Annotated in this window: 10 protein-coding genes; 7 read left to right on the top strand and 3 right to left on the bottom strand. The window is 47.2% G+C overall.

What is annotated here, in order from left to right:
- Positions 1-98: 98 nt before the first annotated feature.
- Together FBF61_RS27630 and FBF61_RS27625 are read right to left on the bottom strand one after the other, a co-directional pair.
- Entirely contained in the window at positions 99-2,372 is a 2,274-nt protein-coding gene (locus FBF61_RS27630) for a tetratricopeptide repeat protein (protein WP_138483562.1), read from the bottom strand.
- Positions 2,373-2,410: 38 nt separating this feature from the next.
- Complete coding sequence (locus FBF61_RS27625) at positions 2,411-4,738, bottom strand: glycoside hydrolase family 65 protein (RefSeq protein WP_138483560.1); 2,328 nt, start codon at positions 4,736-4,738, stop codon at positions 2,411-2,413.
- Between the two features lie 177 nt (positions 4,739-4,915).
- Here FBF61_RS27625 and FBF61_RS27620 point away from each other — a divergent pair, with 177 nt between their 5' ends.
- Genes FBF61_RS27620 through FBF61_RS27610 form a run of 3 tightly spaced genes read left to right on the top strand, consistent with a single transcriptional unit; the run spans position 4,916 to position 12,196 of the window.
- Positions 4,916-8,674 carry a T9SS type A sorting domain-containing protein gene (locus FBF61_RS27620; RefSeq protein WP_138483558.1) on the top strand — a complete coding sequence of 1,253 codons (3,759 nt, stop codon included), beginning with the start codon at positions 4,916-4,918 and terminating at the stop codon, positions 8,672-8,674.
- Positions 8,675-8,702: 28 nt separating this feature from the next.
- Positions 8,703-11,909, top strand: coding sequence for a DUF6443 domain-containing protein (locus FBF61_RS34920; protein WP_138483554.1), 3,207 nt, complete (start codon positions 8,703-8,705; stop codon positions 11,907-11,909).
- Between the two features lie 11 nt (positions 11,910-11,920).
- On the top strand, positions 11,921-12,196 hold the full coding sequence (locus FBF61_RS27610) for a DUF7683 domain-containing protein (protein ID WP_138483552.1): 276 nt from the start codon (positions 11,921-11,923) through the stop codon (positions 12,194-12,196).
- A gap of 3 nt (positions 12,197-12,199) precedes the next feature.
- On the opposite strand, the gene FBF61_RS27605 is transcribed toward FBF61_RS27610, so the two are convergent.
- Positions 12,200-12,445: a hypothetical protein gene (locus FBF61_RS27605; RefSeq protein ID WP_138483550.1), complete on the bottom strand. Its 246-nt coding sequence runs from the start codon at positions 12,443-12,445 to the stop codon at positions 12,200-12,202.
- Between FBF61_RS27605 and FBF61_RS27600 the strand changes: the two genes are divergently transcribed.
- The 4 genes from FBF61_RS27600 to FBF61_RS34730 all read left to right on the top strand — a co-directional run bounded on the left by FBF61_RS27600 (position 12,445) and on the right by FBF61_RS34730 (position 14,305).
- Entirely contained in the window at positions 12,445-12,711 is a 267-nt protein-coding gene (locus FBF61_RS27600; RefSeq protein ID WP_138483548.1) for a hypothetical protein, read from the top strand. The two genes, FBF61_RS27605 and FBF61_RS27600, sit on opposite strands and share 1 nt — an antisense overlap.
- A gap of 32 nt (positions 12,712-12,743) precedes the next feature.
- On the top strand, positions 12,744-13,415 hold the full coding sequence (locus FBF61_RS27595) for a hypothetical protein (protein ID WP_138483546.1): 672 nt from the start codon (positions 12,744-12,746) through the stop codon (positions 13,413-13,415).
- Between the two features lie 4 nt (positions 13,416-13,419).
- Entirely contained in the window at positions 13,420-13,914 is a 495-nt protein-coding gene (locus FBF61_RS27590) for a hypothetical protein (protein ID WP_138483544.1), read from the top strand.
- A 214-nt stretch (positions 13,915-14,128) separates the two neighbouring features.
- Positions 14,129-14,305: a hypothetical protein gene (locus FBF61_RS34730; protein WP_166444622.1), complete on the top strand. Its 177-nt coding sequence runs from the start codon at positions 14,129-14,131 to the stop codon at positions 14,303-14,305.
- Positions 14,306-14,392: the final 87 nt, after the last annotated feature.

Here is a 14,392-nt window from a genome sequence, read left to right as displayed (position 1 = left end):
AAATAGTGGAAATTATTTCTTAATCGGGGGAATACGGAGATTTGATTCGTAGAAAAAATTTCCCAATGCATGTTTGTTGTGCCCAAACTACCGATACTTCAAAAAATCACTGGGCATTTTGTACCTGACCGGCTCCTGCCCGGAAGTTTCACTTTCTGACTTCTGTATTTCACATTCTTTTTCCTGGGACCTTTGGTTTTCTTCTTCTCATAAGCCACCAGTTGGAAGTCGTAATCGGGGATAAAGTAATCTTCCTTGTACTCGGCCACTGGCAAAGGCATATAATGGCGACCGGGAAATGCCAGCACATCATATTCGTAATCATACAAATAGAGCGTCACAAAACCGTCGCGGCTGTACTTGATAGCAATGTCCGAAAAAGGGCTGTTTTCATCGGAAGAGGCCACTAGCCGCATCATTTCCTTTTGTTTCCCCTTTGCCAGAACTGTCATATTATACTGGAAAACGCGGTGCAACGAATCGATTTCCAGCGCAATCCCGAGGTAATACTTCGCATCCTTGATCCGTTCGAGTCCTGCATACATCACAGCCGTATTATTCAACGCGCTTTTATCCTGATAACTCTGGTAGCTCATTTTTGCCTCATCGTATTTCTGCATGTAGCGGTAAACATTCCCCTGGTTCACATTATAGAAACTCCTGGAAGGCGCTGTCTGCATGGCTTTCTTAAAGTCTTCAAACGCACCATCATACCGCGCATTTGCATCCTCCGTATGATGCTTCTGGTCATGCCTGTTTCCTATATACGCCTGAACAATCCCGTGGTTGTTGTGCAAAAAAGGTAACTCTGGATTCTCTTTAGTCAGGCTGTCAAATAAGGCCATGGACCGATCAAGCTGGTCGTTTTCAAGGAGTACCACACCCCAGCCGTTTTGCGCATTGATATTGGCAGGATTTAAAGAAACCGCTCTCCTGAACACTTGAAAACCTTTTTTGAACATATCAAAATGAAGCAGCAGATTTCCATAGTTGCTCCACATCCGGTCGTAATTTTTCTCATAAACCAGCGCTTTGGCCAAGTACTGCCCTGCCTCGGAAAACCGTTTCTGGTCAATCATAATGCTGCTCATACCGGCCAGAGCCTCATACCGGGCCGGATCGAGGCGGATCGCTTTGGCAAAATCCTCCTGGGCAGCAGCACTTTTTTTCAGGTAATATTCTGAAAATGCCTTGGTTACAAATAAGTCCGCAAAAAACTTGTTATCCGGATTCAATGCCTTTTCCGCTTTCTTAAAATCATCGAGCGCCAGATCATATTTTTTCTGCCCGTAATTAGCCACAGCCCGCCCGAGATAAGCAGGCAGGTAAGTAGAGTCTTTTTTGATCACCCGGTCAAAAAGCGTGTAAGCAGTCTGATATTCACGTTTAGAAAGAAATGTATTCCCAATTCCTGACTGCAGTGCCGGTGTTTCCTTTTTCAAAGTAGACGCGAGCCGGTAATATCGCTGGGCTTCAGTGATCTGTTTCAGTCCGTACAACGAGTGCCCCATACCCAGGTACGCATCTCCCCGGAACATGCGGTCCTCGCTTTCAAGGTATTTTTCGAAAACTGCCCTGGCCGCGCCAAACTGATTGAGGGAAAGCAATGCATTGGCATACCTGATCTGTGCTTTCGGATAAACGCGGGAAACTTTTTCGAAATCCTTCACGGCCCGTTTTTCATTTCCCGTACGCATCAGGATATCACCTCTCTGAAGGCGGTATGCCATTCCGTCTTTCTGCCTGATAGCCGACGAAATCTCATCTACGGCCTCGGCAAATTGTCCGTTGTACTTATAAAAAAGGCCGGTATTGTAATTCCATTTCCCGTCTGATTTTTTGGCCGGGTTCCCCCCCGCGAAATTCAAACCTTCCTGATATTTCTTTTCCTTACCGTAAGATACCAGGGCGTTGAGACTGGCCATCGTACCACCTGGCGCATCCTGAAAATCATTTCGGGCAAGCTGATATCTGCCCGATAGCATCGCGAACAATCCACGATTGTAATGCAGCTGCGGACTTTGTTCAGACAAATCGAGGTTTTCCATGACGCGCAGTGCCTTTTGAGGATTCCCGGACAAAGCCAGTATGATAGCTTCATTGTTCATCCGCTGCACTGAATCGGACGGCTCGAAATGTTCTTTATGGTAGATGGTATAAGCCGACTGCAACCGCCGCAGGGCGAGCTGATAAGATTCTTCTTTTAATAATGCCGGGTTATTTTCTTCAAAAGACCTGTTAAAGACCGGAAGTATTTCTTTAAGGATCCTCTGACATTCGCCAAAATCCTGACCCACCGACGTATCTGGGCATAAAACCATCAACATCAGCGCCAAACCTGAAAAAACACACCGGATTACACGCTTCAACATAGTGAGTGAAGATAATCAATTACCCCGTCATTATTATTTCATCCCAGCCCTGTTTGCATTACCGTAGCAAGTGCGCCTACTTCGAGTGGCCGCCCATATAATAAAATGGTGATCGGACTGTCGGTAATATTCCTGACGGACACCCCGTCTCTGGTCACTTCGATCCGCAATAAAGCGTCCCGGAAACCAATCCTGAAAGAATAGGAATTCCACTGCTCGGGGATATACGGATTGAGGGATAACGATCCGTTTTTCACGCGCTGACCTGCAAAACCTTTCACGACGCTCATCCAGGTACCGGCCATGGAAGTGATGTGCAGCCCGTCTTCCGTATCATTATTATAATCGTCGAGATCCAGACGAGCAGTACGGACATACATTTCATAGGCTTTGTCACGCAAACCTATTTTAGCCGCCAAAATAGAATGCACGCAAGGTGAAAGCGACGATTCATGAACGGTCATAGGCTCATAAAACTCAAAATTCCGCCTGATATCGTCTGCCTGAAATTCGTCTTCAAAGAAATAAAGCCCCTGCAAAACATCCGCCTGCTTGATAAAACACGACCTGAGAATACGGTCCCACGACCATTTCTGATTAATCGGCCTGTGCGCCGAGATATCATCGACGGTCAGGATTTCTTTATCCAGAAAACCGGACTGCTGTAAATAGACTTTCCTTTCCTGATCATATGGGAAATGCATATTTTCTACTATGTGCTTCCACGCGGCCATTTCACCGTTCAGGTCAAAATGTGTTTGGAGGATGATCTCGTTCAGACGACGGGAATTTTCCGTCCAGAGTTTGCCAATCACTTCCAGTGTGTAACGGAGCGTCCAGCAGGCAATGTAATTGGTATACCAGTTGTTATTGACATTATTTTCATATTCATTCGGCCCGGTCACACCCAGCATCACATATTGCTTTTTATCCTCCGACCAATTGACCCGCTGTTTCCAGAACCTCGAAATGCCGATCAAAACTTCGAGCCCATAGTCAGATAAATAGGTCTCGTCGCCTGTATACCGGGTATAGTCATAAATTGCATAAGCAATCGCCCCGTTCCGGTGTATTTCCTCAAAAGTAATTTCCCATTCATTATGGCATTCCTCGCCGTTCATGGTTACCATCGGGTAGAGCGCCGCACCATCCTGAAATCCTAGCTTTCCCGCGTTTTCAATTGCTTTTTCCAGGTGCTTAAACCTATATACGAGCAGGTTACGCGCCACTTTCTGATCGGCTGTGGAAAGATAAAATGGGATACAATAAGCTTCCGTGTCCCAATAAGTACTACCACCGTATTTCTCGCCGGTAAAGCCTTTGGGGCCAATGTTCAGGCGTTCATCTTCGCCGGTGTAAGTTTGTCCGAGGTGAAAAATATTGAACCGGATTCCCTGCTGGGCAGCGATATTCCCCTGGATCGTGATATCGTTTCTTTCCCACTTCGCCTCCCACACTTTTACATGTTCGGCATACAACTGCTCGAAGCCCTTTTCAGAAATCCGGCCGACGTAATTTTTCGCTTCCTGCACCAATACTTCTTTATCATAATTGGTAGACGATAAATTGACGGCATATTTGTAAACCGTAAGCTCCTGCCCCTCCCGTATATCGATATGCACAGTACCTGCCACATATTTTTCATATTTTACGGGCAGCGACTGATAATCCGTTTTAAGACCATTTAATTTGATATCGAAGCGCATGCCTGTCGCCACCTGAAACTGTTCCACGCCATAAGGATTTCCTTTAGTTTCCAGCACCAGATATCCTTCCGAAAAGCTCGTCTCCTTATGTATTTCCGTCCAGAAGGACTCGTCGTAATTGGAATCCCGGTTGCGGATATTTCCGTCGAGATAAGGCGTGATGGTCAGGGTATCATCAAAATTCAGGGCAGTGATTTTGTAGCAAATCGCTCCGGATTCGTCATCTGCCATGCTACAAAACCTCGTTGAATGTATTTTCAGGCGCTTTCCTCCGGGAAGTGTTACGGTTGCAGTTCTTTCCAGGATACCTTCTTTCATATTCAGCTCGCGCCGGAAATCGTCGACGGTGCAGGTGTTGAGATCCAGTACCTCCTCTCCTACTTTGATATCGATCCCTATCCAGTTGCAGGCATTGAGGACTTTTGCAAAATAGTTAGGGTAACCATTTTTCCACCAGCCGACCCGTGTTTTATCCGGAAAATACACTCCGGCTACGTAGTTACCCAATAGTGTTTTACCCGAGTAAGTCTCTTCAAAATTACCTCTTTGCCCCATTCTGCCATTTCCCAGACTCATCAAACTTTCGGTAATCTCATTGTTTGCAGCGTGGAAACCGTCTTCAACTATACTCCATTCGTGATGGGTGATGTAATTTTTCATTTAGCGTTGGGCTGTCTGATTTTCTAGAAAAAAACGTCTTGTCTTACCGGCAAGCCATTCCAAAGATGTGAAAATATGAAATAATTAAGAACCCTCCGTTACCTCGGGTCAACTACTTCGTCTAAATGCCAAAAGTTCCATTACATCGAGAATCATCAATTTATTCATTAAACAAACATGAAACACACTTTTATTACCTTATTGCTACTGTTGGGTGTTGCCATCCTCCACCATTCACTGGCTCAGTTACCCGAAGATCCGGACGACACCACGAGCATCCCAGAACCGGAAATACCCAATGTCATTCAGGCCCAAAGCGCTTTTCCCGCAGTAATTCCTTCCTCACCAAATGTATCGTCACTCGGAAAATTCATGGACATCCCCGTGAGCTACTATACCGGCACGCCTTCTATCGCAATCCCAGTTTATACTGTTAAAAACGCAGATACCGAGCTTCCCATTTCCATCCAGTACCACGGTTCAGGCATCCGTGTGGAAGAAGAGGCTTCCCAGGTCGGACTGGGCTGGGCGCTCCAGGCGGGTGGCGCGATCCGGCGGCAGATCCGCGGCCGCGATGACCTGAAAAGCGACGGAAACGCATGGCGACGGCTGGTTGAACTCACAGCAAACACTGCCCCCGCACTTTGTATCAACCTCTCCCAGGGAAATTATGGGATTTTCACAGCCAACAGCATCGGAGGCGGGAGCACGCCCGAAGGCGCCGAGCTGGCCGGAATACTGAGTGACATGACCACCATTTCCGGATTTGAGCCGGTCGTAGATGCCGAACTCGATCTTTTTTCGTACAGCATCGCCGGTTATAGCGGCCAGTTTGTGATCGAACCGCTGCCCGGCGGACTCTATACCGCCAGATCTTTGACAAAAGATGCAGTCAAAATCACTATAACCGGGGCTCAGCCTGCACAGTGGAACTTCATTCTGACATTCCCAAACGGGACAGAATACACTTTTGATCAGAGGGAAATCCAGAAGGTGATTGACCCCGGCCCTAAAAGAACTGTCAAATTCCAGAATGTGGTGGAATACGGTGGTCCGCTTTATACCTCTGCGGCCGTCGAGCACGTCGGTGCCTGGTATGTTACTAAAATAAAATCTGCAAACAGGAGTGCGGCAGATGCCATTACTTTTTCATACACCACCGGCCCCTATGTTGGGCAGCTGCCAACGGGAACAGAAACATTTTACAGCACCAATAATGGTCCTGACAGCGATCCCAATTTCCGGTGGCGGGTTTCGGAAGTACTCAGTCAGGAGGTGTTGCTGGACGAGATCGTTTTTACAAATGGCAAAGTTAAATTTTTCCGTAGCAGCCGCTCTGACCGCCCTGCCGGCAGTTTAAAACTCGACCGGATAGAAGTCCAGACACCCGGCGGAACTATTGTGAAAACCACGGCTTTCACCTACGATTATTTCAATAGCAACAGCAATGCGCCCGATGTTGTCAGAAAACGCTTAAAGCTGCTCAGCGTACAGGAGAAAAGCGGGGCCAGTACACTTCCAGCCTATCAGCTGGCGTACAATAGTGCGGTTAACCTTCCCGACAAAAATTCTTACCAGCAGGATTACTGGGGCTATTTCAACGGAGCGACCGTCAATGATACCAGAAACACTCTCCTTCCCTCCGATCAGGTGGTGAGCGGCGCCCAATTCAAATTACCAGCCGCATTGTCGACCGGCGCCGACCGTAATGCCAATGCTGCTTTTATCACCGCCAATGCTCTCACAGACATCACTTATCCGTCAGGCGGCAAAACAACTTATACCTGGGAAGCCAATACTTTCACCAACGCCAGCATACAGAATACTGTCACACCCGTGCTGAATGTGCACGACTTCATAGGAGGCGTGGAGATGGCCGGCGGCGGAACGCGCATCAAAAAGATTGAGCATAAGGAAAGCAACGGGGCTTTGAAAAAACAAAATCAGTATGAATACCAGGACCCTGGTACTGCCCAAAAAACCGGCAAGCTCATGGCCGCGCTCACATTCATGGAATGGGTGGACGGCGGCGTGCTTTACTCCTCTGCATCGCGCCACCCGATGGGCAGCAGCGCACAGGGGCACCCGGTTGGATATAATGTAGTGATCACTTTCGACGGGGCAACAAGACTCGCTAACGGATACTCGGCTTATCAGTACGAAAATAAGGTTGAGCTTACCAATAGCACCACTTTCTGTATGGCCTGGGGACAAGGCGGCGGGCAACCTGCTTGTGCGGTGCAGCCGGTTCTGTATAGTGTCGGCAGCTTCAACTGCAGTCCTTACAGCGGCCCTATTATGAACAACAAGTCCGTCACGGAAGCCAGTATGCCGAATATTGTTCATTACCTCAACGGAAGCCTGCTCAATGAAACCCATTACAATGGTCAGAACAAACCCGTCAGGGCGATTATCAACACATACGAGTCTACTGTCGACAAGTTGTTTCCACATTTCAAAGTAAAAGCCACGGACGGATTCACCTTCGGCCTTAGCTACAAAACAGAAAGTGCCTGGAACCGCCTGAAGGACAGCAGGGAAATCACCTACGATCAGGATGGGGACCTCAACCACTTTACCCAGACTGTTTCGGAGTATACTTATAGCAGCACATATCTGCAACCGGTCAAAATCGTAACCACCGACAGCAAGACAGGCCCTGCCAAAGTACCGGTTACCATCAATGCTGAGCAGGTAATGGTATACGACCGTCAGCTGGAAACTCTATTTAAATACCCTTTTGACTTCGCTGATCCCGTCTCAGTTGCCATGACTGGCAAAAACATGATTTCGGTTCCGGTTGAGACAGCCACACAGCTGGCTATTGTGAGCGGGAATGTCCAGACTTTTACCCCTGTCAAATGGCATAAGACCATCTATGCACTTTATCCGCCGCAATTATACCTGCCACAGACAGCGGAGAGTAAACTGGGCACAGCGCAGGCTGCGAGCACCGACATAGCATTTTTATCTTATGATCAGCGCGGCAATCTCTTAACATACAAGGATCGAGGCGGCAATATCACCCAACTGGAATATTTCACAACCGGTGACATCGGCAGCACCGATCTGCTGAAAAAGAAAACCGAAAGTGACGGAAATGCCCCTGCCCAAAGCATTGGTTATACTCATAAACCACTCGTAGGTGTAGAAACGGTTACCGATCCCAATGGAAAAGTCCTTTTTTATGAATACGAAGAATTCAACAGGCTCATAAACATCCGTGACAACAGTGCCGGCGGTGCACTACGGGCTTCATTTTGCTACAATCAGGCTGGGCAGAATATCGCATGCGGTCCGCTGGCACCGATCAGCGGCGTGATAAATCCGGCTTCTCTGATACTCCTTGCTGATAGCTCCGAAGTACCGCTGCCCGTAAAACTGATCCGATTTACTGCCCGAAAAGAAACTGAAACAGCCTTTCTGCAATGGGAAACAGCGGAAGAATTAAACAGCGACCAATTCGAAATTGAACGCAGCACAACAGGAAAACAGTGGGAAAGGATTGGCAGCATTCCTGCCCAAACCAATGGGCCGGCCGGTAGTATTGTTGAAAAAAACGCAAATCGCAATTACTCATTTACAGATGCCTTTCCTGTACGCGGACAGAATCTTTACCGCCTCAAAATGACCGACCTGGACAGCACATTTGCTTACAGCAAAATCGAGGCCTTAAGCTTCGACAAACCAAACGATATCATGCTTTATCCTAACCCCATCACCATGGGCGAACAGCTGAATCTGCGGCTGGAAGAGGGAAGTATCGACCAGGTGCAGATCTATGACATATATGGGAAACTGGTGCATGACACATCAAATATTCACCCTGGGCAACAGGGCGAAATCCGCACTTCACATCTGGCCGTGGGCGTGTATGTCATTAAGGTTACGCGTGCGGGCGGCGTCATAACCACCCACCGCGTTGTAAAACAGTAGTTATCCTCCATTTATAAAAAATACACACATGCATTTTTTTCTAAAATCCCTGCTGTTCCTTGCAGCATTGCAGACTGCCTTGGCCCAGAGCGGCGAGCGCAATTATGTCCTTTCACGCACCTACAAACAAACCGGTGCCAACCCCAACGATGTGGGCAAAGTTCAGGTACAGGTCCGGTACTTCGACGGGCTGGCAAGGCCAGTCCAGACGGTCCAGGTAGGCCAAAGCCCCTCGGGCGCGGATATGGTCGCCCCGGCCGAATACGATGAGTATGGCAGGGAGCCCAGGCAGTACTTGCCTTACCCCGTCACTGGCGGGGGAGGCAGTTTCCAGCCAGCGGCTGCGGCATCCCAGGCCGCCTTTTACACCGCCAACACTGCCGGCCTGAAAGCCGACAACCTGTCGAGGGCCTACCAGGAAACCTTCTTTGAAGCATCCCCCCTGGGAAGGGCCACCGGCAACCAGGCACCGGGCGGCAAAAGTGCTGCCGCCTCCGTAGTACTGGGCTCCAATGTGGCCGGTGAAGTCAAACGCTATGACTATGCCCCCAATGCCGACATCCTGCTGACGGTTTCCCAGCAAGGCAGCTATGGTGCAGGCACGCTCTTCCGCAAGCAAATCACCGACGAACAGGGCAACGTCACCCGCGAGTACACCGACCGGCAGGGCCAAATGGTCTGCCGCGTCATTGCCGGGGCCGTGACACTGGCCACCTACTATGTTTACGACGAGCTGGGCCAGCTCCGCGCCGTATTGCAGCCCCAGTACCAGGACGATGCCAATGCGGCCAATTTTGCTTTTCTGTACAGTTATGATGACAGGGGGCGGGTGGTTGTCAGCAAACTGCCCGGTGCGGGCCTTTTGGAGACGGTATTCGACCAGTACGACCGGCCCGTTTTGTCCCGCGATGCCAACCATCTGGCCCGGGGCGTGTGGGCTTTCACCAAATATGACCCGCTGAACCGGCCGGCCGTTACCGGGGAAATTGCCTCTGCCGCTACCCGTCAAAGCTGGGCGGGCGTTGTCGATGCAGGCACCCAGCACCATGAAGACCGCGCCAACGGGACCTTGGCAGGCTATACCCTCAACAAAACAGCGCCCCTCAATGCCACTGAGGCCGACCTGCTGACAATTGTTTTTTATGATGATTATGCTTTTTCAAAAGCAGCGGGCTTGTCTTATTCACCTGTTTATTACCCTGCTTTTAATAATTTGGTCAAAGGGCATGTTACCGGCGGCCGCGCGAGGGTACTGCCGGGCAACGGCGGGGCGGGCGGCTGGCTGACCAGCGTCACTTATTATGACAACGAGTACCGACCTTTGCAGGCCGTCAAACAGCTGCACGATCTGGGCGCTGCGGCCATTGAGCGGAGCTCAATGCTTTATAAGTACGACCTGGCTGCCGTGGTTTCAGAGCAGAAAACCGAACAGGTACTTGTCGGCGGCATCCAGGTACATTTGCAAGCTTTCACCTACGACCATGCCGACAGGCTGCTGGAAGTCAAAGAAAAAGTTTCTGTCGGTGGCGAGGGGAAAGAGGCCGTGACTTTGGCCCAGCGTTACAATGCCTTGGGGCAGCTCTCCCAAAAATGGCAGCATTCCGACGATGGCATCAAATTCCGCAGGCGCACCAACTACACCCACAACATCCGCGGCTGGCTGACCGAGGCCAAAACGTTTTACAAGATCAAGGAAAACGGGGCGGATTCTTCTTTTTACAACATTGCCCTGGACTATGCCAATGGCAACAGCTACACCAACGGCAACATCAGCCAGGCACAGTGGGCAGGGAAGGCCGAGGACACCTTCACCCAAGGGCTCGCTTTCAGCTACGACAATGCGGGCAGGTTAACAGGCAGCTCCGGGCTTTTCAATTACAAGGAAACCGAAAGCGGCATCACCTACGACAAAAACGGCAACATCAAGACGCTCATTAGAAATGGGGCCGCCGGGGCCATCGACAACCTGGCCTATTCCTACACCGGCAACCAGCTTTCGGCCCTCAGCGACGGCTCGGGCAGCGGCCTGGGCGTCAAGAATGGCATGAGTGCCTATGGTTACGACGGCAACGGCAACATGGTCACCGATGGCAACCGGGGCGCTGCCATCACCTACAACTACCTGGACCTGCCCAGGACCGTTACCATCGGTGCCAACGTGCTGGCCTACGATTACGATGCATCCGGCACCAAACATAAATATGTGGCCGATACCTTGACGGTCAAATATGCCGGTGGCTTCGAGTACAACGGGGCCAATGCTTTCAAAAGGCTTTCGCTTTCTGACGCCCAGGCCGTTTTCCGCAAAGATTCCCTGTGTTTTGACTATTACCTCAAAGACCACCTGGGCAATGTCCGTGTTGTTTTCGACGAAAAGGGGAAGATTTTGCAAAAAACCGATTACTATCCTTTTGGGTTGAGCATCAACCGCGACGGTGCCCCACCACAAGTCCAGAACTGGGTCAACAGGTATTTGTATAACGAAAAAGAACTGCAAGTCGGAACTGGCTATTTGGATTATGGGGCCAGGATGTATATGCCGGAAGTGGGAAGGTGGGGTGTGGTGGATCCTATGGCCGAGAAAAACCACGATGTTTCGGGTTATTCATATGTACTTAATAATCCTATTTTATACATGGACCCTTTTGGCTTGGATACCTCAAGCGCAAATGCCAACAAACCAGTAAAACAAGGTGATGTAATTGTTTTTGATGATGGGTCAAGTGCAACGCAAAGTGCAAATGAGGCAACAGTATGTGGACAAAGTAATAGTAGTCAATCGGCCAGCATGACGATGATATTACCGGGATCCTTTTCACCAACATTTAGGCCCGGTCCAACGCCAACAACGATACCGAGAGCAGCACCTTTGCTCATACCGGTTGTTTACAGTGAACTTGATACTTATCTCAAAAGGCCGTCAGCAATTGAGGAAATTGCTAGGCTATTGGAAAGATTGGGTGTGCCAAGTGATGTACTTAGGGGCCCAGAAGTTAGAAATTATACACCAGCGCCTAAAACACTTCCTGGATTTCCAAATGCAGAAAAAGTGAGCCCCAAAGCTGGCAGAGCTAGATGGAGAGATAGAAATGGAGATATTTTAGAGTGGGATTCTCAGCATGGAGAAGTAGAAGTCTATAATAAGAGTGGTAAAGTTCATAAGGGGGCAGCGGATCCCAATACTGGACAAATTAAACCAGAAAGTGCTAAACCGGGTAGAACCACACAAAACTAAAAAGAATTAGAATGGAAATCGAACGATCAATAACCGTTTATAATCGAAAAACGGAACGGCTAAAAGAAGAGATCAATATTGATTATATTGACCTTGTAGAATTAAAAAGAATATTTAAGCCAGTAGATGAAGACCCCTTGATGTATATGGCTTATGAAATTAGTGAAGATTTGGTTCAGCCTGTCAATGAATTACTAGGTAATAAAATCAAATTTGATTTACAAAAAAATTCATACTTCGTGGAATGCGCACAGCTTCCGCCTTATGATTTTGAAAAGCAAAATTAAGTTCTATTGCGGTATAAGGCTTCGATACTGAGGTCTTATACCGCGTATTGCTGTTAGCTCTAAAATCCCTGATAAAGGCATCCAGCAGGGCAAAAACGGTTTCTTTTCATCTTCGGGCAATTGTTCAATGGCTTGCAGCCGCTGAATAATTTTTTTGTCCAGGGAAGCACTTTGTCCTTCGCCTACCAGGTAATCCAGCGTCACGCCCAAAGCGTCGGCGATACGCTTTGCAAATCCGTAGTTTACCAATGGCAGCAGATAGGCACTTCTGCCAGCCGCTCTTTGATGCTTTGAAATTACCGTCCCTTCAGCCAGCCCACATCAACCGCGACGGTGCCCCACCACAAGTCCAGAACTGGGTCAATAGGTATTTGTATAACGAAAAAGAACTGCAAGTCGGAACTGGCTATTTGGATTACGGGGCCAGGATGTATATGCCGGAAGTGGGAAGGTGGGGTGTGGTGGATGCTTTGGCGGAGAAATGGGAACGGTTTCGAGTTATTCGTTTACTTTGAACAATCCCATCAATCTGATTGATCCGGACGGTATGGATGTAACTGACCTGGGCGACAGGGTCCGATATACAGGAAAAGACAAAGATGCTTTGGCAAATGAACTTGGGATTGGAAAGAAAAAAAACTCGAGTGAGGATATCGAGCTCCAATTTGATAAAAATGGAAAATACGTCCGGTCCGTTGAAGATGGTAAGAACGAATATTCTGGATCCGTGATAGATGAAGAGGGCACGATCCTGGAAAGGTTCAATTTCAATGATCAAAATGACGCAAAATTGGTCGAAAAGGGTAAATTATCTCTTGATCTGAGATTTTCGAAAATGACCAAATATTATTTGAAAAAATCTGGTGTTGATGGACAAAAAAATATTTTATACAGGTATCCATATGCATTTATTAAATCACTCGCACACGGTGACATGGATTTCGTACAATATTTAGCTCAATACTCAAAGACCGATAATGTATTGTACATAGCTGGAAATATAGCATATAACAATTACGACGCAGGTAATTTTCTCTGGGGGCTGGCAATGAAAAAATTAGGATTTGACTACGGATCAGTAGAGTTTGGTTCCGAGTTAAACGGCTTCTTTAATTCAAAACGCCAAAACGGAAAAGGTTACGGAGTAACCTTAGGCGGAGATTCTCCAGAAGACCAAAAAGCAATTCGAAAAGGATATTTTTGGAAAACAAACAAATAAAACTATGCAAAAAATATTGTATGTGTCGATGTTAATTATTATTACATTCTCATGTCGAAAGAAAAATGAATATGCACAAGATTTATTTCATGATATTGTAACGGAAGAAAGCATGGTAAAAAAATTTAATGGATACTCGATTTCAAATCGAGGAGTATACTATATATTTGAAAATGACCAAAAAGTATATTTTGTCGATAACTTTAAAATAAATAAAGAACATCGTCTAAACATCGTAAATTCCATTGAAATTACCGAGAGAAAAGAGAAGGAGCTATATCTTCTGCTTGCTTTTATGAAGAAATATAATATTATAAACGTTAAAGGGAATTTCCAGTCACCAAACGGTTTGGTAATTGAGTTCAGAACTGTTAGCAATGAAATATTAATTTACTTTGATGAATATCATTTCGATAAGAATAAATTAAAAAAATTCGAACCATCATTTAAAGAGATAAATAGAAATTGGGGATACTATATAGGCAAGAGTAGTGATTAACAATTTTGCAATAAAAAAATGTCCCAAGCTACTACCACAAACTGTCCAGAAAATTTGGCTGAATATGTTCCCTCCAATTTTCTAGCTACGGTCGGTTTCGGTGAGTTGTTAAAATATATACCGCGTCGGTCAAAATCAACAATTCATAAAATCACCATTAGCTATTTTTTTACAAATTTCAATTGTAAACGGTGATTTTGGTTCTCTTATTCGAGTGGAATTTAATTCAAAAAAGATAGGTGGCAATATTGATTTTTGGGCGCTTGGATGGTTAGGAATTTTTGTCTGGGATTATGAAACAGAAGAACAATTAATGAATGTTCTCTTAGAGCCCCATCAAGATAAGGAGAAAGAAGAAGCCTTTAAAAAATTAGAAAAGCTATTACAGTAATAGAGATGGAGCCCCAAGTTTGGGGCTTCATCGTTTTAAGAACGTGTTTGAGAATTGCAAGGAAAGGGGATAGTACCATCTCAGGGA

Source organism: Dyadobacter bucti, from assembly GCF_005869225.1.
GTDB classification, from domain to species: Bacteria; Bacteroidota; Bacteroidia; order Cytophagales; family Spirosomataceae; genus Dyadobacter; species Dyadobacter bucti.
This window is presented reverse-complemented; position numbering and strand designations above follow the sequence as displayed.